Origin of the sequence: Vogesella margarita (assembly GCF_028548475.1) — a bacterium.
Taxonomy (GTDB): domain Bacteria; phylum Pseudomonadota; class Gammaproteobacteria; order Burkholderiales; family Chromobacteriaceae; genus Vogesella; species Vogesella margarita.
This window is the reverse complement of sequence record NZ_JAQQLE010000009.1, coordinates 105,080-131,631: the sequence shown is the minus strand read 5'-3', so window position 1 is coordinate 131,631 and position 26,552 is coordinate 105,080. Positions and strand designations below refer to the sequence as shown.

The following is a 26,552-nucleotide window of genomic DNA, read 5'->3' as shown; positions in this document are numbered from 1 at the left end:
CCGGCGCATGGCGAATTTGTTGCAGGCCGCGGCCGCCCCACGCCTTATTTTTGCCAGTAGGTCTTCACGTTGACGAATTCGTAGAGGCCGAACTCGGACAGTTCGCGGCCGTAGCCGGAGGCCTTGACGCCGCCGAAGGGCAGGCGCAGGTCGGAGCTGGTGTAGCGGTTGATGAACACCGCACCGGCCTCGATCTCGCGTCCCAGCCGCCACGCCTGTTCGGTGTCGGCGCTGAAGAGGGTGGCGCCGAGGCCGAACGGAGTGTCGTTGGCCAGACGGATGGCATCGTCGACGTTGGCCGCACGCAGGATGCTGGCCACCGGGCCGAACACTTCCTCGTGGTAGATGCGGCAGGCGCTGTTGACGTGGTCCAGCACCGTGGCCGGGTAATAGAAGCCGGCGCCGTGCGGCATGATGCCGCCGGCCAGCAGCTGCGCGCCGTGGCCCTGCGCGTCCAGCACCTGCGCGTGCAGCGCCTCGCGCAGGTCGGCGCGGGTCAGCGGCGCCAGCGTGGTGGCGGCGTCGGCCGGATGGCCGGGCACCAGCGCGCGGACGTGCTCCAGAAACGCGGCGACAAAATCGTCGGCGATCTCCGGCACCACGATCATGCGCTTGGCGGCGTTGCAGCTCTGGCCGGCGTCGCGAAAGCGCGAGTGCGCGGCCTCGCTGGCGGCGGCCTCGACATCGGCGTCGGCCAGCACGATGAACGGGTTGCTGCCGCCCAGCTCCAGCACGGTCTTCTTCAGGTGGCGGCCGGCCATGGCCGCGATCTGGCGCCCGGTGGTGGTGGAGCCGGTGAAGGCGACCGCGTCGCAGCCGCGGATCGCGTCATCCACCGCTTCGTGGTCTATCCACGCCAAGTCCAGCACGTCCAGCCCGGCCGCGCGCACGATGTCCAGCAGCAGCGCGCTGCACTGCGGCACCGACGGAGCCGGTTTCACGAGGCAGGCGTTGCCGGACATCAGCGCCGGCACCGCGAAGCGCAGCACCTGCCACACCGGGTAGTTCCACGGCATGATCGCCAGCACGATGCCCAGCGGCTCGAAGGCGACGCCGCTCTTGCTGGCGCCGGTGGCAATGTCCTTGCTGGCCAGCAGCGTCGGCGCCAGGTCGGCGTAGTAGCGGATCAGCTGTACCGACTTGTCGATCTCGGCCAGGCATTCGCGCTCCAGCTTGCCCACTTCCAGCGACACCAGGGCCGCCAGCGCATGACGGCTGGCCGCCAGCCTGTCGGCCAGCCGCAGCAGGCGTTCGGCGCGTTCGGCGGTATCCAGGTGCGACCACGCGTGCTGCGCGCGGCGCAGCGTGGCCAGTTGCGGGGGCAGGGAATCGGCGGGCAGGGCGGGGCGGGTGTACACCACCTCGCCGGAGGCGGGGTTGCAGCTGGTAAAGGCGGTCATGACGCGGCGGCTTGGCTACGGGGAAAGACGGTCACTGTAGCAAAAATCCATCCGCCGCGGCAGGCGGCAAGGTTGGCCGCAACGCTTGCGGCCAACCTTGTGTTGGCTTGGAACGTGTTCACGATCCAGCACGCTCACGCGAGACAAGGCGAAAACGGCTGAGGAAGCGGCGTTTATCCGGCTTTAAACACGCATGCCGAAGCCGTACTTAACGCCGTGTCGCCCTTGTTGAGATCAGTCGCAGCAGATCGTGAACAGGTTCTCAGCGGCCGGCGGTATCGGTGCCGGGCACGCCGCGCACTCCGGCCAGCAGCGCGTGCAGTGTGGCATCGTCGCCCCAGTAGCCCAAGCGCGCCATGCAGTCGATGGCGGTCAGCGCGGCGTCGCTCATGAACTGGCCGTTGACCAGGTGCTGTTCCACTTCCGCCAGCGGCATCAGCACGTGCTCGGCCACTTCGCCGTCCTGGTTCTGCGGGATTTCGCCTTCCTTCAGCCACAGGTCGAACACGTACAGCCATTCGCGGTGCAGGCCGCGCGGCACCGGGCGCTCGGCCAGCAAGAGCGCGGTCTGCGGCAGCAGCTCCAGCCGCGTCGGCGGAATGCCGGCTTCTTCCCAGCCTTCGCGCTCCAGCGCGATCTGGATGCTTTCACCGGCGGCGATGCCGCCGCCCATCAGGTTGTCGAGGCGGTTGGGCGCCACGTCCTTGAACGGGCTGCGGCGGCCGACCCACATGCGGATCTCGCCGTCGGCCATGCGCTGCAGGCCGTTGAGGTGCACCGCGCGGCTGGTCAGGCCCAGCGGACGGAACGCGGCGCGCTCCATCGCGAAGGCCGGCGTGCCGTCGGTGAAGTAGGCGGTGAACTGCTCGTCGCGCCAGCCGTTGAGCCAGCCGGCGTCACGCCAGCGCAGCGCGGCGGCGGCGAGGGTGGCGCTGCGGGCGGCAAAGTCCGGTTCGTCATCCAGCGCTTTCAGCACGCCGTTTTCCTCGCGGAAGATCGCCGCTTCCTGCGTCAGCAGGCGTTCGCGCCAGATGTCGTTGACACAGCCGATACGCTGACCTGCGAGTTCGAGAGGGGAATAACCGGTCTTGTCGTAGCACACGATCTGCTCGAGTGCGCCGGTAACGGCTTGCAACTGCATGACATCTCCTGCCTGAATCTTCGGGAAGGCGACATCTTACGGAGATTTGCCGCGACGGGCAGGAATTTGCGGCAGGATGGCGTTTGGCGCGGGTGCCGGCGTGTGTAGCTGCAACACATCGCGCGAAATGACCGCGCACGGGACATGCTCAGGGTATATAAATTCGGCAGACGCTGGGGAGGGGCACAACGAGGAAGCTGCTTTGACAATCCGCAAAGAACACTGCGGCGGGATGCCGGATAATCCGGCGGATTGGCGCACCCGAGTGGGATCGAACCACTGACCTTCAGCTTCGGAAACTGACACTCTATCCAACTGAGCTACGGGTGCTGCGCAAAAAAGCAGGCGGATCATAGCGCATAGCGGCGCCCAGCGTCCAGTCGCGACTGCCAGTTTCACGAATTTCCGGAAAGTTCCTCCCGCCTTTGCCTTGTGCTGGGGCTTTCCGTATAATTTCCCCAATTTTTGAATGACATTATTACAGCGAGGCTGGAATGAGTAACGAAACCAAAGCGCCAGGCCAGATCGTCTCGATCTTGCTCGGTATCGTCGTACTGGTCGTGGTGGGTATCTGGTTGCTGGCGAAACTGGCCACCAGCGGTTTTGATGTCAATGCGGAAGTAATGAGCAAGGAAGCCGTTGCCGCCCGTCTGAAACCGGTCGGCGAATCCGTGGCCAGCGACGCACCACCGGGTATGCGTACCGGCGAGCAGGTGTTCAAGGGCATCTGTATTTCCTGTCACGGCGCCGGTCTGGCCGGTTCGCCGAAATTCGGCGATGCCGCCGCCTGGGGCCCGCGTATTGCCAAGGGCTGGGATACGCTGACCCAGCACGCGCTGCAAGGCTTCAACGCGATGCCGGCCAAGGGTGGCGCTGCCGACCTGACCGACGACGAACTGAAGCGCGCAGTGGCCTATATGGGTAACGCCGCCGGTGGCAAGTTCACCGAGCCGCCAGTGGGTGGTGCCGAAGGCGGTGCTGCTGCCGATCCTGCGGTAGTTGGCAAGAAAGTGTACGAGAGCGTATGCGTTGCCTGTCACGCCTCCGGCGCGGCCGGTGCACCGAAGTTCGGCGACAAGGCTGCCTGGGCGCCACGTCTGAAGCCGGGTCTGGACGAAGTGGTGAAGATCGCTACCAAGGGCCTGAACGCGATGCCGCCTAAGGGTGGTTTCGGCGGCTCCGATGCAGAGTTCCGTGCCGCCGTGGAATACCTGACCAACGCCGCCAAGTAAGTTACCGGTAGTTGTCATGAAAAACGCCGCGCTGTTGCGCGGCGTTTTTTATTGTGGCCAAGGTTGGCCGCAAGGCGGCGCTCACTCCTCCGGCTTCTGCACCTTGCTGTCCAGGCTGGCCATCAGGCTGGCGAGCTTGCTCTTGCCCTCGCGCTTGCTGACGATGGGCTCGGCGCCGGGCTTGCCGAAGTGGCGGATATCGTCGCCGTTGATTTCGCTGATGAAGCGCGACGGCTCGACGAATAGCCACTCGCCGGCGCGGCGGCGCTTCACGCAGTAGGTCAGCGTCAGGCTGCGCTGGGCGCGGGTGATGCCGACGTACATCAGGCGCCGTTCTTCCTCCACCATGCCGTTGTCCACCGATTCGCTGTGCGGCAGGATGCCTTCCTCGCAGCCGATCAGGAACACGTGCGGGTACTCCAGCCCTTTGGATGCGTGCAGGGTGGACATCTTCACCGCGTCGACCTCGCCCTCGTCGCGCCCTTCCAGCATGGTGATCAGCGCGATGGTTTGCGACAGCTCGATCAGGTTCTTGCCGTCGGCCTCGCCCTTCTTTTGCAGCCAGGCCACCAGGTCCATCACGTTCTTCCACTTCACTTCCGCGGCGCGCTGGCTGTCCTCGCTGTCGTACAGCCAGGCCTCGAAGCCGATCGCTTTCAGCATCTCCATCACCAGCTCGCCGGCCGGCTCGCGCGTGGCGCGGTATTCCAGGTTGACGATGAAGCGGCAGAAGTCCTGCAGCGGCGCGAGCTGCGCGGCGCCGACCTGCAACTGGAAGCCTTCCTCGTGCGCGGCGGCGAACAGGCTGTTGCCGCGCTGGCCGGCCCAGCTACCCAGCTTTTCCAGCGTGGTGGCGCCGACGCCGCGCTTGGGCGTGGTCAGCGCGCGGATGAAGGCCGGGTCGTCGTCGGGATTGGCGATCAGGCGCAGGTAGGAGAGCACGTCCTTGATTTCCGGCTTGTCGAAGAAGCTCTGCCCGCCGGCCATCTGGTAGGGAATGCGCTGGTTGCGCAGCGCCTGCTCGAAGATGCGCGCCTGGTAGTTGCCGCGGTAGAGGATCGCGTAGTCCTTGAACTCGGTGCGGTGCTCGAACTTGTGGGCCAAGAGGCGCTGCACCACCACGTCGGCCTCATGCTCCTCGTCCTTGCACTGCACCACGTGGATCGGCTCGCCGAGGCCCAGTTCACTCCACAGTTGCTTCTCGAACAGCTTGGGGTTGTTGGAAATCACCGAGTTGGCCGCACGCAGGATGCGCGCGGTGGAGCGGTAGTTCTGCTCCAGCTTGATCACCTTCAGCCTGGGGAAGTCGTGCTGCAGCAGGCGCAGGTTTTCCATGTTGGCGCCGCGCCAGGCGTAGATGGACTGGTCGTCGTCGCCCACCGCGGTGAACATGCCGCGCGTTCCGGTGAGCAGCTTCACCAGCTGGTACTGGCAGGTGTTGGTGTCCTGGTATTCGTCGATCAGCAGGTAGCGCAGCTTGTGCTGCCACTTCTGCAGCACCTCGGCGTTGCTCAGGAACAGCTCGACCGGGAAGCGGATCAGGTCGTCGAAGTCCATCGCCTGGTAGGCGGTGAGCGTGGCCTGGTAGCTGGCGTAGGTCATCGCGCAGATGCGGTCGAACTCGTTGTCGGCCTGCACGATGGCGGCGTCGGGGCCGAGCAGCTCGTTTTTCCACAGCGAGATGCGGCTTTGCACCTTGCGCACCTCGTCCTTGTGCGTAGTCTTGAGCACGTCCGAGATGATCTTGGCTGCATCGTAGCTGTCGAGGATGGAGAACTGCGGCTTGTAGCCCAGGTGCGGCGCCTCCTGGCGCAGCAATTGCATGCCCAGCGAGTGGAAGGTCGACACGGTGATGCCCTTCAGCTCGCGGCTGTTCATCAGCTTGCCGACGCGTTCCAGCATCTCGCGCGCCGCCTTGTTGGTAAAGGTGATGGCGGCGATGTTGCGCGCGTCGTAATTGCCCTCGCGGATCAGGTACTCGATCTTCTGGGTGATCACCCGCGTCTTGCCGGAGCCGGCGCCGGCCAGCACCAGCAGCGGGCCGTCCAGCGACATGATGGCGGCGCGTTGCGGCGGATTCAGTTGCAGCAGGGACATGGGATGTCGTCAATCTTTCATGGACAGCGCGCATTGTAGAGCCAGCGGCACGATACGGCCATGCGCTTTCCTTTATCATGGACGGCCGGCGCGCCGCCGTGGCAATGACGGCGGGCGCGACGTTGCGGCACGGCTCAGAGCGTGCTCACGATCTCGTACGCTCACGCGAGACAAGGCGAAAACGGCTGAGGAAGCTGCGTTTATCCAGATATAAACCAGCATTCCGAAGGCATTTTCAACGCGGTATCGCCCCGTGAGATCAGTTGTAGCAGATCGTGAACCGGCCCTCAGGCCAAGGTTGGCCGCATTCATCAACAGGACAACAACACATGGCCACCTACGCGATTGGCGATTTGCAGGGCTGTTTCACGCCCTTTATGGCGCTCTTGCGCCAGATTGAATTCAACCCCGGCCGCGACACGCTGTGGCTGACCGGCGACCTGGTCAACCGCGGCCCGGAATCGTTGGCGGTGCTGCGCTGGGTGTTCGAACACCAGGACTGCACGCAGATGGTGCTCGGCAACCACGACCTGCACCTGCTGGCGGTATCCGAGGGCTACGGCAAGATCCACAGCGACGACACCATAGGCGACGTGCTGGACGCCGCCGACAGCAAGCTGCTGCTGGACTGGCTGCGCTGCCAGCCGCTGATGATCTACGAACAGGGCTACGCGATGGTGCACGCCGGCCTGCTGCCGGAGTGGAGTATCAACAAGGCGCTGCGGCTGGCGGAGGAGGTGGAGGACGAGCTGTCGGGCAAGGACTACCGCAAGCTGTTCGCCAAGCTGTACGGCAACAAGCCCTCGCGCTGGCACGGCGAGCTGAAGGGCATGGACCGCTGGCGGCTGATCATCAACGCGATGACGCGGATGCGCTTCATCAACAGCGACGGCGAGCTGGACCTGTCCTACAAGGGCGAGCTGGACAGCGCGCCGGCATCCCTGCAGCCGTGGTTCGCGGTGGAGGGGCGGCGCAGCATGGACACGCCCATCGTCTGCGGCCACTGGTCGGCGCTGGGGCTCATGCTGACCGAGGACGTGCTGGCCATCGACAGCGGCTGCCTGTGGGGCGGCAGCCTGACCGCGGTGCGGCTGGAAGACCGCGCCCAGTTCTCGCTGCCGTGCCCGCCGTACCGCCAGATCGGCAAGGTCAAGTAAGGCCAGGCAAGGCGCGGCGGCTGCGGCCAACGTTGGCCGCAAGAAAAAAGCCCCTGTCTCGCGACAGGGGCTTTGTGTTTGGCCGGCAGGCCGGGATCAGCTCAGTTCTTGCGATACTTCGCGGATCAGGTGCGGCGCCTCGATCGGGGCGCCGTGGTTGATCGGCGTCGGGTTGGCCAGCTCGCGGGCCATCTGTTCGCTGTCCAGCGAGTTTTCCCACTTGGCGACCACCACGGTGGCGACGGCGTTGCCGATCAGGTTGGTGATGGCGCGGGCCTCGGACATGAAGCGGTCGATACCCAGAATCAGCGCCAGACCGGCAACCGGGATTTCCGGTACCACCGCCAGGGTGGCGGCCAGGGTGATGAAGCCGGAGCCGGTGACGCCGGCGGCACCCTTGGAGGTCAGCAGCAGCACACCGAGGATGGTCAGCTCCTGTGTCAGGGTCAGGTCGATGTTGCAGGCCTGGGCGATGAAGATGGCCGCCATGGTCAGGTAGATCGAGGTGCCGTCCAGGTTGAAGGAGTAACCAGTCGGTACCACCAGGCCCACCACCGGCTTGGCGCAACCGAGCTGCTCCAGCTTGGTCATCAGGCGCGGCAGCGCGGATTCGGAGGACGAAGTACCCAGTACGATCAGCAGCTCTTCCTTGATGTACTTGATCAGCTTCCACACGCTGAAACCGTAGTAGCGGGCGATGGTGCCCAGCACCAGGCCGACGAACAGCACGCAGGTCAGGTAGAAGGTGCCCATCAGCGAGGCCAGTTGCACCAGGCTGCCGACGCCGTACTTGCCGATGGTGAAGGCCATCGCGCCGAAGGCACCGATCGGGGCCAGCTTCATGATGAAGCCGATCATCGCGAACAGCACGTGCGACACTTTTTCAAAGAAGCCCAGCACCGGTTTACCCTGCTCGCCCATCAGCGACAGGCCGGCACCGAACAGCACCGAGAACAGCAGCACCTGCAGGATCTCGCCCTCGGCAAAGGCGCCGATCGCGCTTTGCGGGATGATGTGCAGCAGGAAGTCCACCGTGCTCTGGCCGGCGGCCTTCTCGGTGTACTTGGCGATGGCACCGGCGTCCAGCGTGCTCGGGTCGATGTTCATGCCGGCACCCGGCTGCACGAAGTTCACCACCAGGAGACCGATGGCCAGTGCCATCGTGGTCACCACTTCAAAGTACAGCAAGGCCTTGCCGCCGACGCGGCCAACCTTCTTCATGTCTTCCATGCCGGCAATGCCGACCACGATGGTGCAGAAGATGATCGGGGCGATCATCATCTTGACCAGCTTGATGAAACCGTCGCCCAGTGGCTTCAGCTTGGCGCCGACTTCCGGCATCAGGTGCCCGAGGGTCACCCCCAGTACGATGGCGACAATGACCTGGAAATACAGGCTCTTGTAAAAGGGTTTTTTCTGCATGGTGCACTCTCCTGTGTCTGGCGCCGTGATGGTCGCCCACGCTGTGTTGCGTCTTGGCGAGGATCATGCGGCAGACGGACAGGGCGCCAACATTGGGTATTTCCCCATCGCGGAAAACCCTATTGGGGAATCTCCGTATTGGCTTTTGCCGGCTAGCAGGCTGGCATTACTGCGGTGCAGCATCGGTGATGCCCCATGCCGGCGGCGTGCGGGCCGGGGCTGGCCTGGATGGCTATTCGGCGGCGGCGACGGGCTCGGCCGGCAGCTGCAGCGCGTCGCGGATGGCGTCGCGTGCGGTTTCCGACAGCTGGAAGCGGCTGGCCAGCGCGGTGTCGTAGGGCGGGATGGCGGCGGTGTAGTTCAGCTCCACCACCATGGCGCGGCAGGCCAGGATCAGGCATAGGCTCTGCCAGAAGCTGGTGTCGCCGGCGTAGGCAGCGGCGGCGCAGTAGTGGCCGCCGGGGGTCAGGTAGCGGATCGCCACCGGCTGCACCGTGGCGTGCGCCAGGCGCGAGGCCTCGAACAGCGAGGGCTTGAACGGCAGCAGGCTGCGGCCGTCGGAGGTGGTGGCCTCCGGGAACACCGCCATGCAGCCGCCGTCCAGCAGGGCTTTGGCCAGCTGTTCGTTGACGCGGCTGGCATCGCGGCGGTTGTTGCGGTCGATGAACAGGGTGCCGGCGCTCTTGATTAGGAAACCGGCCAGTGGCCAGTCGCGCAGCTCCTTCTTGGCCACGAAGCGCGACACGGTGACGCTGTTGAGCGCGAAGATGTCCAGCCACGACACGTGGTTGGCGACCACCAGCGTGTTGGCCGGATACACCGCCGGCGGCGTACCGTGGACGCGCACCTTGATCGCCAGGATGTGTAGCAGGTGCCGCGACCAGCGCTGGGTGATCACCGCGCGGGCCGGTTGCGACAGGTGCGGATAGCGGGTGGCGATCACCAGCAGGCCGCGCAGCAAGTGCATGCCGAGGCGGCCGAGGCGGAGCAGGCGGGTAGGCCAGGAGGTGGGACGATGCACGATGGGCTTTATCAGTCAGGCGACGCGGCGCAATTTAACACGGCTGGCAATGCGGGCAAAAGCAGGAGCTGCGCTGTCCCTGGCGCAGCTCGCGGATCAGGCTGCCGCAGACGTGGCAGGGCAGGTCGCGGCGGCCGTAGACCATGTAGCTTTGCTGGAAGTAGCCCGGTTTCCCCTTGGCGTCGACAAAGTCGCGCAACGTGCTGCCGCCGGCGTCGATGGCGCGCGCCAGCACCGCCTTGATCTCGGCGGCCAGCCGCGCGCACTCCTCGCCGCTGAGGCCGTTGGCGGCGCGGGCCGGGTGGATGCCGGCGTGGAACAGCGCCTCGTTGGCGTAGATGTTGCCGACGCCGACCACCACGTGGTTGTCCATGATCGCCAGCTTGATGGCGCTGCCGCGGCGACGGAGCGCCTGCTGCAGCACCGCGCCGTCGAAGGCGTAGGACAGCGGCTCCGGCCCCAGCTTGGCCAGCAGCGGGTGGGCTTCCACCGGCCCCTGCTGCCACAGGATGGCGCCGAAACGGCGCGGATCGCGATAGCGCAGAACCGTTTGCCCCAGGTCGATGTCTACATGGTCATGCTTTTCCGGCGGTGTGCCCGGCGCCACGAAGCGCAGGCTGCCGGACATGCCCAGGTGCAGGATCAGCGTGCCGTGTTCGAAGTCGACGAGCAGGTACTTGGCGCGGCGGCTGATGCCGAGCACACGGCGGCCGGCAAGGTTGGCCGCAAGATCCGGCGGCACCGGCCAGCGCAGGCGCGCATCGCGCACGATCACGTCACGGATGGTGGCGTGCAGCAGCAGGGGCGCGATGCCGCGACAGGTGGTTTCGACTTCTGGCAATTCCGGCATTGCAGTTTTCCTTGCCGTGAGCATGATTAAACGAATGGGCGTGGTATTCTACCCGTCTGAACCGATGTTTAGGCCAAGCATGAACGCACTACTCCGTATCGCCGCAGCACTCGCTCCCCTTGCCCTGGCCGCCTGCGCCAGTATTCCGCACGCGCCTCCCGCGACGACCGTCAGCGCCGAGGCGGTGGCCGAGGATCTCGCCGACGAGGCGGTCGAGGCGGAAGCGGTCGACAACCCGCGCATTCCCAAGCTGGAGCTGAGCGAGGAGTGGCTGTACGGCCTGCTGGCCGGCGAGATCGTGGTGCAGCGCGGCGGCGCCGGTGTCGCCGCCGAAACCTACCTGCAACTGGCGCGCGAAACCCGCGACCCGCGCGTGGCGCAACGCGCCTCCGAATTCGCGATGTTCTCCGGCAACGTGCGGCAGGCCTCCGAGGCGCTGGCCCTGTGGATCGAGCTGGACCCGGATGCCGATTCGGCGCGCGAGCAGCTGCTGATCGCGCTGCTGCGCGCCGGCAAGCTGGCGGAAAGCCAGCCGCTGGTGGAAGGCATGCTGGCGCGACAACCGGCGCGCGCCGGCGCCATCTTCGTGCAGCTGGCACGCCTGCTGGCGCGCCAGCCGGACCGGGTCGCCGCGGCGAAACTGGTCAGCGACCTCGCCGAACGCTATCCGGAACTGCCGGAAGCGCGCTTCGCCCACCTGGCGGTGGCCGCCGAGGCCGGCGAGCAGGCCGAGGTCGACAAGGAGTTCGCCCGTCTCGCCCAGATTGCCCCGAAATGGGACCTGCCGCTGCTGTGGCAGGTCGATCGCCTGCGTCGCCACTCGGTGCCCTCCGCCATCGATTTCCTGCAGGCGCAACTGCAGCTGCGCCCCGCCGCCAGCCTGGAATTGAACCTGACCATGGTGCGGCTGCTGGCGAGCGAGAAGCGCTACGCCGACGCACAGCGCCACGCCGAAAAGGCGCTGCAACAATACCCGAAACAGGCGGAACTGCTGAACATGGCCGGCCTGCTGGCATTCCAGAACGGCAACCTGCCGCTGGCGCGCCGTCAGCTGGAGGCCGCGCTGCAGGCCGGTTACGCCGATGCCGACTCCCTGCGCTACACCCTGGGGCAGCTGGCGGACGAACAGAAACAGTCGCAACAGGCGCGTCACTGGTACCAGCAAGTGGGGCAGGGCGAGAATTACCTGCCGGCACGGCTGCGTCTGGCGCAGCTGGACGCCGAGGGCGGCAACTGGCAGCAGGCGATCAACGATCTGCAGCCTCTGACCGGCGACGGCAACCAGCTGGTGCGGGTGGTCGCGCTGCAGGCGCAGATCGCCAAGAATGCCGGCGACCGCGCGCAGGCGATGACGTTGCTGAACCAGGGACTGCAGCGCCAGCCGCGTGCCACCGAACTGCTGTACGACCGCGCGCTGCTGTCGGAGCAGGACGGACAGTTTCCGCTGGCGGAAAAAGACCTGCTGCAGGTGCTGGAACTGGTGCCTGACCACGTGCACGCGATGAATGCGCTGGGCTACGCGCTCAGCAACCACACTACCCGCTACCGCGAGGCGCTGGCCTACGTGGAGAAGGCACACCAGGCGGCTCCGGACGACCCGATGATCCTCGACAGCCTGGGCTGGGTGTACTACAAGCTCGGCAAGCTGGAGCAGGCGTTGCAATACCTGCAGACGTCCTACGCCAGCATGCCGGACGCCGAGGTGGCCGCCCATCTGGGCGAGGTGCTGTGGCAGTCGGGGCGTCTCGACGAGGCGCGCAAGGTGTGGGCCGAGGCGCGCAAGAAGGAGCCGGATCACCCGGTGCTGCGTGAAACCCTGCAACGCCTGCTGCCATGATCGTACGCTGGCTGTTACTGCTGCTGCCGCTGTGGCTGCTCGCCGGCTGCGCCTCGTTCCAGGAGGTGCCATCCAGTGCCGCGCCACTGCAGCCGCTGGTGCGGGACCAGCCCTTCGATGTCGGGGGACGGCTGGCGGTGAATCTGGACGGCAAGGGCCATGTCGCCGGTTTTGACTGGCAGCACACGCCGGACGACGACCAACTGGCGATCAGGACGCCGGTGGGCAATACCGTGGCCAGCCTGCACCGCGACAGCCACGGCGTCACCCTGCTGGCCGACGGCCAGGAGCAGTTCGCCAGCGATGTCGAGACGCTGACCGAGCGCCAGCTGGGCTGGCCGCTGCCGCTGGCCAATCTGGTGTGGTGGGTGCGCGGCCACCCGGCGCCGCTGATTCCCTACACCACCACCCCGGAAGGCCACCTGCTACAGCAGGGCTGGCTGATCCGCATCCACCGCGATGCGGCCAACCCTGCGCAGCCACGCCGCGTCGAGCTGGAGCGCGAGGGGTTGAGCATCCGCCTGGTGCTGTCCGACTGGCGCCAGTTCGTTCCCCTGCAATCCGATACCGTCCTTCCTGCACCATGACCGAACCCGTGTTCCAGAGCTTTCCGGCACCGGCCAAGCTCAACCTCAACCTGCTGATCACCGGCAAGCGTGACGATGGCTACCACCTGCTGGACAGCGATTTTCGCTTCATCGACCTGTGCGACAGCATCGACATCGCCGTACGCGACGATGGCGACATCGTGCTGCTGAACCCGATTACCGGTGTGCCGGCGGACAGCGATCTCACCGTGCGCGCGGCGCGGCTGTTGCAGCAGGCCAGCGGCAGCACGCAAGGCGCCAGCCTGCGCCTGCACAAGCGCATCCCGATGGGCGGTGGCCTAGGCGGCGGCTCCTCCGACGCGGCGACCGTGCTGCTGGCGCTCAACCGCCTGTGGGGCTGCGGCCTGTCGCGTGAGGCGCTGATGCAGCTGGGGGTGCGGCTGGGGGCGGACGTGCCGGTGTTCATTTTCGGGCGCAATGCGCGCGCCACCGGTATCGGCGAACAATTGAGCGAAATCAGTCTGCCGGAAGCCTGGTATGTGGTGTTGCATCCAACAGTGCATGTACCGACGGCGACGGTTTTCAAGGAATTTTCACGTCAGGTGTTGACAGGGGCAGTCAGTTTCTCCACAATGCGAACCCTAGCAACGACGCCGCAAAAACAAAACGATTTGCAAAGCGTTGTTTGCCAAATGTATCCAGCGGTAAATGAAGCCTTGAGCGCATTAAGAGAATGTGGCTCGCCGTTGATGACCGGTTCCGGAGCCTGTGTATTTCTGGAATGCGGTAACGAAGATCAAGCAAAAACAGTATATCAGTCCTTGTCGTCACGATTCAGCGGCTTTGTTGCCAAGGGGTTGGCAGCACATCCGATGTTTGACAGGGAATAGCAGGGTTACTGGGGAGTCGCCAAGTTGGTTAAGGCACCGGATTTTGATTCCGGCATGCGAAGGTTCGAATCCTTCCTCCTCAGCCAAAACACTGCACAATTAAAGAATACTGGGGAGTCGCCAAGTTGGTTAAGGCACCGGATTTTGATTCCGGCATGCGAAGGTTCGAATCCTTCCTCCTCAGCCAGGCTTACGAGAGTAAACTAAGAAAAAAAGCGTGTAAGGCTCCTTACACGCTTTTTCTTTATCTACCGATTTAAGGCAATTCTTTTATTATGGCTGCATACGATAGTTTGATGGTCTTCACCGGTACCGCAAATCCGGAACTTGCACAAAACGTGGTCAAGCACCTCGATATTTCCCTCGGCCGCGCCGATGTGGGCAAGTTCAGCGATGGTGAAGTCGCGGTGGAGCTGCTGGAAAACGTGCGCGGTCGCGACGTGTTCATCCTGCAGTCGACCTGTGCGCCGACCAACGACAACCTGATGGAAATCCTGACCATGGCTGACGCGCTCAAGCGCGCCTCTGCCGGTCGTATTACCGCCGCGATTCCGTATTTCGGTTACGCGCGCCAGGATCGTCGTCCGCGTTCCGCCCGTGTGCCGATCACCGCCAAACTGGTGGCCAACATGCTGACCAGCGCCGGCATCGACCGCGTGCTGACCGTCGACCTGCACGCCGACCAGATCCAGGGCTTCTTCGACATGCCGGTGGACAACGTGTACGCGACCCCGGTACTGCTGAAGGACATCCGCTCGCAGCGCATCGAAGACCTGATCGTGGTCAGCCCGGACGTGGGCGGCGTGGTCCGCGCCCGTGCCGTGGCCAAGGCGCTGAATACCGATCTCGCGATCATCGACAAGCGTCGTCCAAAGGCCAACGTGGCCGAAGTGATGAACATCATCGGTGACGTGCAGGGCCGTACCTGCCTGATCGTCGACGACATGATCGACACCGCGAACACCCTGTGCAAGGCCGCTTCCGCGCTGAAAGAGCGCGGTGCCGAGCGCGTGCTGGCCTACGCCTCGCACGCCATCTTCTCCGGCCAGGCCGTGGATCGCATCAACAATTCGGACATCGACCAAGTCGTGATCACCGATACCATTCCGCTGTCGGCGCAAGCCAAGCAGAGCAGCCGCATCCGCGTGGTATCGATTGGTGGCCTGATCGCAGAAACCCTGCGTCGCATCAACAACGAAGAATCGGTGTCCTACCTCTTCAATGAGGATCTGGTTTCGTCGGGCGCCTGCCTGCCGTAAACGTTCAGCCCACTGGTCGCGGTGGGCTGGAGATTTAAATCAAGCTGCAAAGCTTAACTGGAGTTATTCAAATGGCAATCGAAGTTATCGCTACCAAGCGCGTTCTGGAAGGTACTGGTGCGAGCCGCCGCCTGCGTCGCGCTGGTCAAACCCCTGCTGTCGTTTACGGCGCAGGCAAGGAAGCCGTGTCCATCTCCCTGGACCACAACACCATGTACTACGCACTGAAAACCGAAGCCTTCCACAACGAAGTGCTGGATCTGGTGATCGACGGTCAGAAAGAGCAAGTCAAGGTTGCTGCTTTCCAGAACCACCCGTTCAAGCAACTGGTGCTGCACATCGACTTCATTCGTGTGTAATGCTTAAGCGCCTCACCGTTTGACGGTGCGGTACGAGGCCCGCTGCTGATACGCTCCGCAGCGGGTTTTTCATTGTTGGGATCAAGAGAATGTCGGCAATCCGTCTGGTGGTGGGGCTGGGAAATCCCGGGCCGGAATACGAAAGAACGCGCCATAACGCAGGCTTCTGGCTGGTGGACGAACTGGCCTGGCAGCACAAGGCACCGCTGCGTGGCGAGGGCAAGTATTTCGGCGAGGTATCGCGCGCCACCTTGGCCGCAGGCGAGCTGTGGCTGCTCAAGCCGATGACCTACATGAACCTGTCCGGCCAGGCGGTGGGCGCGCTGGCGCGCTTCTACAAGATCGCGCCGGAAGAAATCCTGGTGGTACACGACGAGCTGGACCTGCCGCCGGGCGCGGCGCGGTTGAAGCAGGGCGGCGGCCACGGCGGCCACAACGGCCTGAAGGACATCATCGCCAAGCTGGGTTCGCCCAATTTCTGGCGCCTGCGCATCGGCATCGGCCATCCCGGCGACCGCAACGAGGTCGCCAACTTCGTGCTGAAAAAGGCGCGCGCCGAAGAGCAGCAGGCGATCGACGATGCCATTGCCAAGGCGCTGCAGGTGATGCCGGACGTGCTGGCCGGCAACAGCGCGGCGGCGATGAAGACGCTGCACACCGCCGCCAAGTAAACGTTGGCCGCAGCCTGCGGCCAAGCCCGAGTGCACAAAAAATGATCGGCCAGGTGGTACAATGCCACCGGTCAATGCCTGCGGCGCCCAGCGCGCAGGCCGGAAAATTCGAGGAATTCCCATGAGTCTGAAATGCGGTATCGTCGGTCTGCCCAACGTCGGCAAGTCCACCCTGTTCAATGCACTGACCAAGGCCGGTATCGAAGCGGCCAACTATCCGTTCTGCACCATCGAGCCTAACGTCGGCATCGTGGAAGTGCCGGATCCGCGCCTGGACGAGCTGTGCAAGATCGTCAACCCGCAGAAGACCCAGCCGGCCATCGTCGAATTCGTCGACATCGCCGGTCTGGTGGCTGGCGCCTCCAAGGGCGAGGGCCTGGGCAATAAGTTCCTGGCCAACATCCGCGAGACCGACGCCATCGTCAACGTGGTGCGCTGCTTTGACGACGACAACGTGGTGCACGTTGCCGGTCGTGTCGACCCGATCGCCGACCTGGAAACCATCGGCACCGAACTGGCGCTGGCCGACATGTCGGCGGTGGAAAAAGCCATCATCCGTGACGGCAAGAAGGCCCGTGCCGGCGACAAGGACGCGCAGAAGCTGGTGGCGCTGCTGGAAAAACTGATGCCGCACCTGAACGAAGGCAAGCCGGTACGCAGCATGAAGCTGGACGCGGACGAGATCGCGCTGCTCAAGCCGCTGTGCCTGCTGACCATCAAGCCGGCGATGTACGTCGCCAACGTGGCGGAAGACGGCTTCGAGAACAACCCGCACCTGGACAAGCTGAAGGCGTTGGCCGAGGCTGAAGGCGCGCCGGTAGTGGCGCTGTGTGCCGCCATCGAGAGCGAGATCGCCGACCTCGACGACGCCGACAAGGCGGAGTTCCTGGCCGACATGGGCCTGGAAGAACCGGGCCTCAATCGCCTGATCCGCACCGGCTACAAGCTCTTGGGTCTGCAGACCTACTTCACCGCCGGGGTGAAGGAAGTGCGCGCCTGGACCATCCACGTCGGCGACACCGCGCCGCAGGCGGCCGGCGTGATCCACACCGACTTCGAACGCGGCTTCATCCGCGCGCAGACCATCTCCTACGCCGATTTCGTTGCCTACGGCGGCGAAGCCAAGGCGAAGGAGGCCGGCAAGATGCGTGCCGAAGGCAAGGACTACGTGGTACAGGACGGCGATGTGCTGAACTTCCTGTTCAACGTCTAAGCCGTTTGCGGCCATGCCGGCCGCGATGGCATCAGCAAGCCCGGTTGCCAGCCGGGCTTTTTCATTGCCGTAACGGTCCTGTGCTGCTGACAGGCAACACGGCCGCGCCAGCGCGCGGGATATTGCGTACAATCGCGCTCTGGATTGCCGCTGACCCGGCACCGCTGTTATCCGCTTTTGGTGATGTGCTTATGCATTTTCATTCGCTGCCAAGGCTGGAGCAAAGCGGTTGGCTTTGTTATAGTTCTTTCTGTTTTATTGATTTTAAAATCAATACCAAAAAGGAATAAAAAATGAAAAAAGTAGTGCTTACCCTGACGTTGCTGGGCATGGCGGCCAACGTTTACGCGGCCGATCTGCTGGACACCGTGAAGCAGCGCGGCACGCTGAAGATCGCACTGGAAGGTACCTACCCGCCGTTCAACTTCAAGGACAAGGACCAGAAGCTGACCGGTTTCGAGGTGGAGCTGGGCGCGGCACTGGCGCAGAAGCTGAAGCTGAAGCCGGAATTCATCACCGGCGAGTGGAGCGGCCTCCTGGCCGGCCTGCAGGGCGGCAAGTTCGACGTGGTGATGAACCAGGTGTCGATCACCGACAAGCGCAAGGAAGTGTTCGACTTCTCGCAGCCGTATACCCTCTCCAGCGCGCAGCTGATCGTGCGCAAGAACGAGACCCGCAGCTTCAAGAGCCTGGCCGATCTCGCCGGCAAGAAGATGGGCGTGACCCAGGGCAGCAACTACGCCGAGATGGTGAAGGCGCAGGGCAGCATCGAGTCCAAGTTCTACCCGTCGGCTCCGGAAATCTTCCAGGATCTGGCGACCGGCCGTATCGATGCCGGCATCAACGACAGCCTGCTGATCCCGTTCGCGATCAAGGAAGCCAAGCTGCCGCTGAAGGCGGGCGCCGCGGTGGGCAGTGCGACGCAGATGGGCATCCCGTTCGCCAAGGGCAATCCTAAGTTCAAGGCGGCGCTGGACGGCGCGCTGAACGCCCTGCACAAGGACGGCAGCTTCAAGAAGATCTCGGTGAAGTGGTTCGGTATCGACGTCTCGAAGGCACCGGGCGCACGCTGAGCGTTGCGGCCAACCTTGACGCCTCCGCCAGTCGCGGGGGCGTTTGTATTTGAAGGATGAATGATGGAATGGCTTGAGTTGGCAAAGACTGCCGTCCCGGTGCTGATGACCGGTGTCGGCTATACCTTGCTGTTCGCGGTGTCGTCGATGGTGCTGGGGCTGGCGCTGGGCTTCGCGGTGGCGCTGGTGCGCATTGCAAAGGTGCCGCTGCTGTCGCAGCTGGCGGCGCTGTACGTCAGCATGATGCGCGGCACGCCGCTGCTGGTGCAGATTTTTGTCATCTACTACGGCCTGCCCAGTGTCGGTATCGAATTCGAGCCGGTGACCGCCGGCATTCTGGCGCTGACGCTGAACGTGGCGGCCTACCTGTCGGAAAGCCTGCGCGGCGCGATGGCCGGGGTCGAGCGCGGACAGTGGGACGCGGCGTTGTCGCTGGGGCTGGGCTGGTGGCAGGCGGTGCGCTTCGTCATCGCGCCGCAGGCGGTGCGACTGGCGGTGCCGAGCCTGGCCAACAGCCTGATCTCGCTGATCAAGGACACCTCGCTGGTGTCGGTGATTACCGTGTCCGAGCTGATGATGGCGACCAAGGACGTGATTGCCCAGACCTTCCAGCCCTTGCCGCTGTACCTGATGGCGGCCGCCATCTACTGGGTGCTGAGCGCCGCTTTCGAGCAGGTGCAGAAGCGGGTGGAACGCAAGCTGCACCGCGCCTACCAGCGCTGATGTTGGCGGAACGCCGCTGTGCGGCGTCCGGCTTACCGATTTGCGCTTGCGGCCAACGTTGGCCGCAAGCCGGAAGATTACGGAGTTGCTGATGAAATTTGCCACCAAGGCGATCCACGCCGGATTCGATTACCACGACCACCAGCGCGCGGTAATGCCGCCTATCTACCAGACTTCCGCCTTTGCCCACGACGCGGTGGGCGAGTCGCTGGAGTTCGCCTACGCCCGCACTGGCACGCCCACGCGCGCGGTACTGGAGGCCAACTTCGCGGCGCTGGAAGACGCCGCCCACGGCATGGCGTTTGCCAGCGGCATGGCCGCGATCGACGCGGTGCTGCGCGCCACGCTCAAGCCCGGCGACGAGGTGATCGCGGTGGCCGACCTGTACGGCGGCGCCTATCGCATCCTGACCAAGGTGATGGCGGCGCAGGGCATCACCGTCACCTTTGCCGACCTGACCGATGCGGCCAACCTTGAGGCACTGATCGGCGACAACACCCGCCTGCTGTGGCTGGAAACGCCGACCAACCCGCTGCTGAACATGGTGGACATCGCCGCGCTGTCGGCCATCGCCCACGCCCGCGGCGTGACCGTGGCGGTGGACAACACCTTCGCCACGCCCTACCTGCAGAACCCGCTGAACCAGGGCGCCGACATCGTGATGCACTCGGCCACCAAGTACCTGGGCGGCCACTCCGACGTGCTGCTGGGGCTGGTGGCAGTCAACGACGAGGCGCTGTTCAAGGCGATCAAGTTCATCCAGAACGCCGCCGGCGCGGTACCGGGGCCGCAGGACTGTTTCCTGACCCTGCGCGGCATCAAGACGCTGGCGCTGCGCATGGAGCGCCACTGCGACAACGCCGAGAAGGTCGCCGCCTTCCTGCAGGGTCATCCGGCGATCGAGAAGGTGTTCTTCCCCGGCCTGCCCGACCACCCGGGCCATGAGCTGGCGAAACGGCAGATGCGCCGCTTCGGCGGCATCGTCACCGTCTACCTGAAGGACAACAGCCGCGCCGCCGCCAGCCGTATCGCCGGCAAGCTGCAGCTGTTCCTGCTGGCCGAATCGCTGGGCGGGGTGGAGTCGCTGGTCAACCACAGCTACACCATGTCGCACGGCGGCATGCCGCCGGAGCAGAAGGCGGCGCTGGGCATCCGCGACGGCCAGCTGCGGCTGTCCATCGGCGTGGAAGACATCGGCGACATCCTCGCCGATCTCGCGCAGGCACTGGCGGACTGAGCCGGCGCTTGCCCTGAAAAGCACAAGGCCACGCCCATCGGGCGTGGCCTTGTCGTTTGCGCTTGCGGCCAACCTTGGGCGCAACTCAGCCTGGGAAAACAAAAGCCACGCTTGCGCGTGGCTTTTTTCATGCTGCGAAACGCGGGCTGGGTTTACTTGAACATCGCCGCGTTGGCGTCGATGGCGGCCAGCGCGCACTGCTCGTCCAGATGGCCGCCCGGCGCGCCGCCGATGCCGATGGCACCGATCACCTCGTTACCGACCTTCAGCGGCACGCCGCCGCCCAGCAGCAGGAAGCCCGGGATGTCGGTCAGGTTGGCCGCGCCCGGATTCTTCTGCGCGTTTTCCATCATCGTCTGGGTCGGCGCCTTGGCGGAGGCGGAGGTGAACGCCTTGGCGCGGCTGGCCTCGATGGTGTGGGTACCGGCGTTGTCGGCACGGGCGAAGGCTTTCAGGTTGCCGGCGCGGTCGACCACGCTCACCGCCACGTTCCAGCCCTTGGCCTGGCACTGCGCCACGGCGTCGGCGGCCAGCTTGTGGGCATCTGCCAGCGAGATATTGCGTTCGGTCACGGGGGCGGCCTGGGCCAGGGTGGCGGTGGCGAGCAGCAGGGCGGTGCAGGTGGTGCGGATCATGGTGAAGCTCCTGTTCATTGTGGGGCGAGGGATGGCTTCATCTTAGGCAAACACCGGCGATGGCAACATTCGGTCGATTACGCCGCCGCCTCCGTAGTGCTACGGAGGGGCGTCAGGCGCCATCCGGCAGCAGCGCCAGGTAGTGGCGGATCAGCTGCGCCAGGGTGTCGACCTCCAGCTTGGCGAACACGTTGGCGCGATAGGTTTCCACCGTGCGCGGCGACAGCGCCAGCTCGCGCGCGATCTCCTTGTTGCTCAGGCCGTCGGCGATGCGCTGCAGCACTTCCAGCTCGCGCCCGGACAGCCGCGCCAGTTTCTCCCTTGCGGCCAAGGTGGCCGCCTGCCGTTCGCGGCTGCCGATGTGCTGGCGCACCGCCTTTTGCACGGCGTCGAGGAACAGGTCGTCGTCCACCGGCTTCTGCAGGAATTCCACCGCACCGCTCTTGAACGCGCGCCGGCACAGGTCGACGTTGCCGTGGCCGGTGAGCATGATCACCGGCAGGTCGCTGCCGGCGGAGAGGGTGTCGAGCACGTCCAGCCCACTGATGCCGGGCATGCGGATGTCCAGCACCACGCAGCCGATGCCGTGGCGGTCGTGCTGCGCGAGGAACTGCTGCGGGCTGGCGAAACCCTCGGCGCGCAGGCCGACGCTTTTCAGCAGCAGCGCCAGTGCGTCGCGCACCGCGTCGTCGTCGTCGACCAGGTAGATCAGCGGGGAGTGTTGCTGGTTCATGGTGTTTCCTTGTCGGCCAGCGGCAGGCTCAGCGTGAAGCAGGCGCCGCCGGCGGGCAGGTTGGCCGCGGTGAGCCGGCCGTGCAGGCTGTGCGCCAGCGTCTCGCACAGGCTCAGACCCAACCCCATGCCGCCGGGCTTGGTGCTGAAGAAGGGCTGGAACAGTTGCGGCAGGTCGGGCTCGGCGATGCCGGGGCCGCTGTCGCGGACCTGCAGCCGGTAGCGGCCGGCGTCGATGTCGGCGCGGATGTCGATGCTGCCGGGCTGGCCGGCCAGCGCGTCGACCGCGTTCTGCAGCAGGTTGTGCACGATCTGCTCCAGCGCCACGCCATCGGCCAGTGGTCGCTGTCCGAGGCTGGCATCAAGACAGTGCAGGCGGATGCCCTGTGCCGCCAGTTCGGTCTGGCGCAGATCCTGCACCGAAGCCAGCAGCGCGGCGCTGTCGATGCCGGCCAGTGGCCGTGGCGCCTGCTGCGTCACCAGCGCGCGCAGGCGGGCGATGATGTCGCCGGCACGCTTGGCCTGCGCCGCGCTGCTGGCCAGCGCCTGGCGCACGGTGTCGCGCTCGTCGTCGTCGTCCAGCAGCCGCTGGCAGGCGCGCAGGTTGGCGAGGATGGCGGTCAGCGGCTGGTTCAGCTCGTGCGCCATGCCGGCGGCCATCTCGCCCAGGGTGCTGAGGCGGCTGACTGCGGCCAACCTTGCCTGTTCCCGCTCGCGCTGCGCCTGTTGCCGCGCCAGCCGGCGGCTGTGCAGCCAGGCCAGGAGCAGCGCCAGCACCGTGCTCGTGGCCAGCCAGCTCAGCCACGGCCACTGCGCGATGCCGTAGCGTTGCCGGCTGTGAAAGGTGAACGGCTGCGCGCTGGTCGGCAGCGGCTTGTCGAGCGCCATCGGCCAGCCCCAGGCCGGCATCGGCTGGTTCAGCAGCGTGCTGGTACCGCCGGGCAGTTGCAGCGCTACCCGCTGCAGGCCGGCCGGCCATTCGCCGGGCGCCAGCAGGCGGCGGCTGTCGAGCAGCAGGCTCCAGCCGGAGGGGGCCACCAGCCAGTATTGCGCGGCGTCGGCGGACTGGGTCTGGATGCGCTGCCGTTGCCTTGCCCGCAGCAGGGTGGCGGCCAGTGGCGGCGGTGTGCTGCCGCTGCCCAGCCAGCGACCGTCTCGCAGCAGACCCAGCGCCAGTAGCTGCGGCATCGCCGGGCGCAGGCCGGCCAGCAGCTCGGCCGCTGGCGGCGGTCGTTGCTGTAGCGCGAGGGTGGCCAGCACCGCCTCGTGCTGCACCATCTTCTGGCTGAGCAGGCGGTGGGCGATGCTGCTGTTTTGCTGGAACTGGCTGCGTTGCTGGCTGACGCCGGCCAGCAGCAGCACGCCGCCGGCGAGCAGGCTTAGCAGCAGCCAGCTGGCAGGCAGCAGATAGGGGCGCGGGGATGTCATGCCGGCATTATGGCACTGCCGTCGGCGCCCGGCTTTCCGTAGCACTACGGAGCCGGTGCTGCCGCGGGCAGGCTTGTTTCGCTTGCCGGGGTGGGCTACAACGCAGCAAGATGCGGGTTTTTTCCGCTCCGGAGGGTTTATGCGGCTTGCGAAGGCACTGTTGCTGGCCGGTTGCTGCCTGCTGTCGCTGCCGGCGGTGGCACAGGCCATGCTCAAGGTGGTGACCGAAGACGCGCCGCCGTTCAATTTCATCGTCGGCCAGCGCCTGCAGGGGCCGGCGCCGCGTTTTGTCGAGCAGTTGCTGCGCCATGCCGGGCTGCCGTTCCAGCTTCATGTCTATCCGTGGGCGCGCAGCATGGCGCTGGCCAGCCACCAGCCCAACGTGCTGATCTATTCGCTGGCGCGCACGCCGGCGCGCGAGGCGCAGTTCCACTGGCTGGGGTGGCTCGGTTCGGAGCGGGTGGCGCTGTATGCGCTGGCGAGCCGGTCCGAGCTGCGTGTCGGCACGCTGGCGGAGGCGGGTCGCCTGCGCATCGGCATCAGCAACCAGGACGTGCGCGGGCAGTGGCTGCGCGAGCAGGGTTTTGCCGAGGTCAGCGCCAGGCGCCACGCCGGGCTGGATGTCGCCGACAATACGGAAACCAATCTGCGCCGGCTGCAGCTGGGCTGGATCGACGCGGTGCCGCTTTCCGCGGGCAGCCTGCAGGCGTATTGCCAGCGCGAACTGCTGGACTGTCGCCAGTTCCGCCAGTTGCTGCCCTTGCCGCTGACCATGGAGCTGTACCTGGCTGCCAGTCTTGGCACGCCGCCGGCGACGCTGGCGCGGCTGCGCGAGAGCTACCAGGCGCTGCGGCGTGACGGCAGCTTCGCCCGTGCGTTCCGCGACTACCAGTGAGCCCGCCGCGCGGCCATGAAAAATGCGGCCAACCTTTTGCAAGGTTGGCCGCATCGTTTTCCGGAGCGCGGGATCAGGCCTTCACGCAATCCACGAAGTAGGTCTTCTTGCCGTCGCGTACCTCGGCGATCAAGCCGTGCACGTCGGTCTCGAAGCCGGGGAAGCTGCGGTTGAACTGCTCGGTGAAGCGCAGGTAGTCGACGATGGTCTTGTTGAACACCTCGCCCGGGATCAGGAGCGGGATGCCCGGCGGATACGGGGTCAGCAGTACCGCGGTGATGCGGCCTTCCAGCTCGTCGACCGGCACGCGCTCGACCTCGCGGTGCGCCATCTTGGCAAACGCGTCCGACGGCTTCATGCCCGGCACCATTTCCGACAGGTAGATCTCGGTGGTCAGGCGCGCCACGTTGTGCTCGTGGTAGGCGCGGTGGATCTTCAGGCACAGGTCCTTGAGGCCGACGCGCTCGTACTCCGGATGCTTGGCGATGAAGTCCGGCATGCAGCGCCACAGCGGCTGGTTCTTGTCGAAGTCGTCCTTGAACTGTTGCAGCGCGGCCAGCAGCGTGTTCCAGCGGCCCTTGGTAATGCCGATGGTGAACATGATGAAGAAGCTGTACAGGCCGGTTTTCTCGACCACCACGCCGTGTTCGGCCAGGTACTTGGTCACCATCGACGCCGGGATGCCCAGCTCTTCGAAGCTGCCGTCCACGTTCAGGCCCGGGGTCAGGATGGTGGCCTTGATCGGGTCCAGCAGGTTGAAGCCGTCCTCGATGCCGGCAAACCCGTGCCAGGCCTCGCCGGTTTTCAGCTCCCAGTCCTGCGGGTCGCAGATGCCGTCTTCCGACAGCTTCTCCGGGCCCCATACGCGGAACCACCAGTCCTCGCCGTACTCCTCGTCCACCTTGCGCATCGAGCGGCGGAATTCTAGCGCCTCGGCCAGCGATTCTTCCACCAGCGCCTGGCCGCCCGGCTGTTCCATCATCGCCGCCGCCACGTCGCAGCTGGCGATGATCGCGTACTGCGGGCTGGTGGAGGTGTGCATCAGGTAGGCTTCGTTGAAGCTGTGGGTGTCCAGCTGGCGGTTTTGCGGGTCCTGCACCAGGATTTGCGATGCCTGCGAGATGCCGGCCAGCAACTTGTGCGTGGATTGTGTCGAGAAGATCATCGACTCCTTGCAGCGCGGACGGCCTTCACCGATGGCGTGGAAGTCGCCGTAGAAGTCGTGGAAGCTGGCATGCGGCAGCCACGCTTCATCAAAGTGCAGGGTGTCGACCTCGCCATCCAGCATGCCCTTGATCTCCTCGACGTTGTACATGATGCCGTCGTAGGTGGACTGGGTGATGGTCAGGATGCGCGGCTTGGCGTTCGGGTTCTTGGCCAGCGCCTCGCGGGCGAACGGATTGGCCTTGATCTTGGCGCGGATCGCGTCCAGCGAGAACTCCGATTTCGGGATCGGGCCGATGATGCCGTAGTGGTTGCGCGTCGGCATCAGGAACACCGGAATGGCGCCGGTCATCATGATCGCGTGCAGGTTGGACTTGTGGCAGTTGCGGTCCACCAGCACGATGTCGCCGGCGGCGACGGTGCTGTGCCACACGATCTTGTTGCTGGTCGAGGTGCCGTTGGTCACGAAGAAGCAGTGGTCGGAGCTGAAGATGCGTGCCGCGTTTCGTTCCGACGCGGCCACCGGGCCGGTGTGGTCCAAGAGCTGGCCGAGTTCTTCCACCGCGTTGCACACGTCGGCGCGCAGCATGTTCTCGCCGAAGAACTGGTGGAACATCTGGCCCACCGGCGACTTCAGGAACGCGACGCCGCCGGAGTGCCCCGGGCAGTGCCAGGAGTAGGAGCCGTCCTGCGCGTAGTTGACCAGCGCGCGGAAGAACGGCGGCGCCAGGGTGTCGAGGTAGCTCTTGGCCTCGCGGATGATGTGGCGCGCGACGAACTCCGGCGTGTCCTCGTGCATGTGGATGAAGCCGTGCAGCTCGCGCAGGATGTCGTTGGGGATGTGGCGCGCGGTGCGCGTCTCGCCGTACAGGTAGACCGGGATGTCCGGGTTGCGGCGGCGGATTTCGGCCACGAAGCCGTACAGGCCGCCCAGTGCCGAGGTGGCATCCTCGTCGGTCTGGAATTCCTCGTCGTCGATCGACAGGATGAAGCCGGCGGCGCGGCTTTGCTGCTGCGCGAACGAAGTCAGGTCGCCGTAGCTGGTGTAGCCGATGACGTCCATGCCTTCGGCCTGGATGGCGGTGGCCAGCTCGCGGATGCCGGAGCCGCTGGTGTTCTCGCTGCGGAAATCTTCGTCGATGATGACGATCGGGAAGTGAAAACGCATACCTGAGTCCTTGTTGCGGTTAACTCGGACACTGCCGTGATGCGCAAGGCGGCTGCAGACGAAGGCTTGGGTTCCCCGCGTGGGCAGGGACGATCCCGGGCACCTGTAACGCCTGTTACGGCCTTCGCGGCATGGCCGGAAGTGTCACTCGGTGCGCGTTGGGGCACAGTTCTGTACGTACGACGTGATGCCGCCGCCCTGGATGGCTGGCCTTGAGGCGCGTGGTTTTTCCGTCTTGCCGTCCCGATGGAAATCGGGGGCAAGGCCGGAGCAAAGGGGCGCTTTGCACCGCGGTCCGCACTGGGCAAAGCCTTGCTTTGCCTTCACGTCTGCCGGCTTAGGGTGTTGTCGTCCGGGTGGCCCCGCAAGGTTGGCCGCAACGGAAAACACCTTCGAATAA

At 65.2% G+C, this 26,552-nt stretch carries 23 protein-coding genes and 3 tRNA genes; 15 read left to right on the top strand and 11 right to left on the bottom strand.

What is annotated here, in order from left to right; translation table 11 throughout:
* Nucleotides 1-44: 44 nt before the first annotated feature.
* The 3 genes from PQU96_RS11105 to PQU96_RS11095 form a co-directional block, all read right to left on the bottom strand.
* Nucleotides 45-1,400 carry an aldehyde dehydrogenase family protein gene (locus PQU96_RS11105; protein ID WP_272772392.1) on the bottom strand — a complete coding sequence of 452 codons (1,356 nt, stop codon included), beginning with the start codon at nucleotides 1,398-1,400 and terminating at the stop codon, nucleotides 45-47.
* A 262-nt stretch (nucleotides 1,401-1,662) separates the two neighbouring features.
* Nucleotides 1,663-2,541 (bottom strand): NUDIX hydrolase, encoded by an 879-nt coding sequence (locus PQU96_RS11100; RefSeq protein ID WP_272772391.1) that lies wholly within the window; start codon nucleotides 2,539-2,541, stop codon nucleotides 1,663-1,665.
* Nucleotides 2,542-2,794: 253 nt separating this feature from the next.
* Nucleotides 2,795-2,871: transfer RNA gene (locus PQU96_RS11095), tRNA-Arg, on the bottom strand.
* Between the two features lie 164 nt (nucleotides 2,872-3,035).
* Between PQU96_RS11095 and PQU96_RS11090 the strand changes: the two genes are divergently transcribed.
* Nucleotides 3,036-3,773, top strand: coding sequence for a c-type cytochrome (locus tag PQU96_RS11090; RefSeq protein WP_272772389.1), 738 nt, complete (start codon nucleotides 3,036-3,038; stop codon nucleotides 3,771-3,773).
* An 81-nt stretch (nucleotides 3,774-3,854) separates the two neighbouring features.
* Here PQU96_RS11090 and PQU96_RS11085 read toward each other — a convergent pair whose 3' ends face one another.
* Complete coding sequence (locus tag PQU96_RS11085; protein ID WP_272772388.1) at nucleotides 3,855-5,870, bottom strand: UvrD-helicase domain-containing protein; 2,016 nt, start codon at nucleotides 5,868-5,870, stop codon at nucleotides 3,855-3,857.
* Between the two features lie 329 nt (nucleotides 5,871-6,199).
* Here PQU96_RS11085 and PQU96_RS11080 point away from each other — a divergent pair, with 329 nt between their 5' ends.
* A complete protein-coding gene (locus PQU96_RS11080; RefSeq protein WP_272772386.1) occupies nucleotides 6,200-7,027 on the top strand; it encodes a symmetrical bis(5'-nucleosyl)-tetraphosphatase in 828 nt (275 codons plus the stop codon).
* Between the two features lie 96 nt (nucleotides 7,028-7,123).
* Here PQU96_RS11080 and PQU96_RS11075 read toward each other — a convergent pair whose 3' ends face one another.
* From PQU96_RS11075 to mutM, 3 genes are all read right to left on the bottom strand, one after another.
* Entirely contained in the window at nucleotides 7,124-8,449 is a 1,326-nt protein-coding gene (locus PQU96_RS11075; RefSeq protein WP_272772384.1) for a dicarboxylate/amino acid:cation symporter, read from the bottom strand.
* Between the two features lie 232 nt (nucleotides 8,450-8,681).
* A complete protein-coding gene (locus PQU96_RS11070; RefSeq protein ID WP_272772383.1) occupies nucleotides 8,682-9,470 on the bottom strand; it encodes a lysophospholipid acyltransferase family protein in 789 nt (262 codons plus the stop codon).
* A 34-nt stretch (nucleotides 9,471-9,504) separates the two neighbouring features.
* Nucleotides 9,505-10,320, bottom strand: coding sequence for a bifunctional DNA-formamidopyrimidine glycosylase/DNA-(apurinic or apyrimidinic site) lyase (gene mutM / locus PQU96_RS11065; RefSeq protein ID WP_272772382.1), 816 nt, complete (start codon nucleotides 10,318-10,320; stop codon nucleotides 9,505-9,507).
* A gap of 79 nt (nucleotides 10,321-10,399) precedes the next feature.
* Between mutM and PQU96_RS11060 the strand changes: the two genes are divergently transcribed.
* The 12 genes from PQU96_RS11060 (at nucleotide 10,400) to PQU96_RS11005 (ending at nucleotide 20,130) form a co-directional block, all read left to right on the top strand.
* Nucleotides 10,400-12,157, top strand: a complete 1,758-nt coding sequence (locus tag PQU96_RS11060) for a tetratricopeptide repeat protein (protein WP_272772381.1) — start codon at nucleotides 10,400-10,402, stop codon at nucleotides 12,155-12,157.
* Nucleotides 12,154-12,744, top strand: coding sequence for a lipoprotein insertase outer membrane protein LolB (gene lolB, locus PQU96_RS11055; protein WP_272772380.1), 591 nt, complete (start codon nucleotides 12,154-12,156; stop codon nucleotides 12,742-12,744). Before PQU96_RS11060 ends, lolB begins: the two co-directional genes overlap by 4 nt.
* Nucleotides 12,741-13,595 (top strand): 4-(cytidine 5'-diphospho)-2-C-methyl-D-erythritol kinase, encoded by an 855-nt coding sequence (gene ispE, locus PQU96_RS11050; RefSeq protein WP_272772379.1) that lies wholly within the window; start codon nucleotides 12,741-12,743, stop codon nucleotides 13,593-13,595. Before lolB ends, ispE begins: the two co-directional genes overlap by 4 nt.
* A 9-nt stretch (nucleotides 13,596-13,604) precedes the next feature.
* A tRNA-Gln gene (locus tag PQU96_RS11045) sits at nucleotides 13,605-13,681 on the top strand.
* Between the two features lie 24 nt (nucleotides 13,682-13,705).
* Nucleotides 13,706-13,782, top strand: a tRNA-Gln gene (locus PQU96_RS11040).
* Nucleotides 13,783-13,870: 88 nt separating this feature from the next.
* The gene (locus PQU96_RS11035) at nucleotides 13,871-14,854 is read left to right on the top strand and encodes a ribose-phosphate pyrophosphokinase (protein ID WP_189351774.1); all 984 of its coding nucleotides are present in this window, start codon (nucleotides 13,871-13,873) and stop codon (nucleotides 14,852-14,854) included.
* Nucleotides 14,855-14,925: 71 nt separating this feature from the next.
* Nucleotides 14,926-15,213, top strand: a complete 288-nt coding sequence (rplY, locus tag PQU96_RS11030) for a 50S ribosomal protein L25 (RefSeq protein WP_272772378.1) — start codon at nucleotides 14,926-14,928, stop codon at nucleotides 15,211-15,213.
* 89 nt (nucleotides 15,214-15,302) lie between these two features.
* A complete protein-coding gene (gene pth / locus PQU96_RS11025) occupies nucleotides 15,303-15,884 on the top strand; it encodes an aminoacyl-tRNA hydrolase (protein ID WP_272772377.1) in 582 nt (193 codons plus the stop codon).
* Between the two features lie 121 nt (nucleotides 15,885-16,005).
* Nucleotides 16,006-17,097 (top strand): redox-regulated ATPase YchF, encoded by a 1,092-nt coding sequence (ychF, locus tag PQU96_RS11020; RefSeq protein WP_272772376.1) that lies wholly within the window; start codon nucleotides 16,006-16,008, stop codon nucleotides 17,095-17,097.
* Nucleotides 17,098-17,390: 293 nt separating this feature from the next.
* A complete protein-coding gene (locus PQU96_RS11015; protein ID WP_272772375.1) occupies nucleotides 17,391-18,170 on the top strand; it encodes a transporter substrate-binding domain-containing protein in 780 nt (259 codons plus the stop codon).
* 63 nt (nucleotides 18,171-18,233) lie between these two features.
* On the top strand, nucleotides 18,234-18,893 hold the full coding sequence (locus PQU96_RS11010) for an amino acid ABC transporter permease (protein ID WP_476345559.1): 660 nt from the start codon (nucleotides 18,234-18,236) through the stop codon (nucleotides 18,891-18,893).
* A 91-nt stretch (nucleotides 18,894-18,984) separates the two neighbouring features.
* Entirely contained in the window at nucleotides 18,985-20,130 is a 1,146-nt protein-coding gene (locus PQU96_RS11005; RefSeq protein ID WP_272772373.1) for a trans-sulfuration enzyme family protein, read from the top strand.
* Nucleotides 20,131-20,282: 152 nt separating this feature from the next.
* Here PQU96_RS11005 and PQU96_RS11000 read toward each other — a convergent pair whose 3' ends face one another.
* The 3 genes from PQU96_RS11000 to PQU96_RS10990 form a co-directional block, all read right to left on the bottom strand.
* Nucleotides 20,283-20,765, bottom strand: coding sequence for a GlcG/HbpS family heme-binding protein (locus tag PQU96_RS11000; RefSeq protein ID WP_272772372.1), 483 nt, complete (start codon nucleotides 20,763-20,765; stop codon nucleotides 20,283-20,285).
* 112 nt (nucleotides 20,766-20,877) lie between these two features.
* On the bottom strand, nucleotides 20,878-21,498 hold the full coding sequence (locus tag PQU96_RS10995) for a response regulator transcription factor (RefSeq protein WP_272772371.1): 621 nt from the start codon (nucleotides 21,496-21,498) through the stop codon (nucleotides 20,878-20,880).
* A complete protein-coding gene (locus PQU96_RS10990) occupies nucleotides 21,495-22,925 on the bottom strand; it encodes a sensor histidine kinase (RefSeq protein WP_272772370.1) in 1,431 nt (476 codons plus the stop codon). The genes PQU96_RS10995 and PQU96_RS10990 overlap by 4 nt, the downstream gene beginning before the upstream one ends.
* A gap of 139 nt (nucleotides 22,926-23,064) precedes the next feature.
* Between PQU96_RS10990 and PQU96_RS10985 the strand changes: the two genes are divergently transcribed.
* Complete coding sequence (locus PQU96_RS10985; RefSeq protein ID WP_272772368.1) at nucleotides 23,065-23,820, top strand: substrate-binding periplasmic protein; 756 nt, start codon at nucleotides 23,065-23,067, stop codon at nucleotides 23,818-23,820.
* 73 nt (nucleotides 23,821-23,893) lie between these two features.
* Here PQU96_RS10985 and PQU96_RS10980 read toward each other — a convergent pair whose 3' ends face one another.
* On the bottom strand, nucleotides 23,894-26,152 hold the full coding sequence (locus PQU96_RS10980) for an arginine/lysine/ornithine decarboxylase (protein ID WP_272772367.1): 2,259 nt from the start codon (nucleotides 26,150-26,152) through the stop codon (nucleotides 23,894-23,896).
* Nucleotides 26,153-26,552 lie beyond the last annotated feature (400 nt).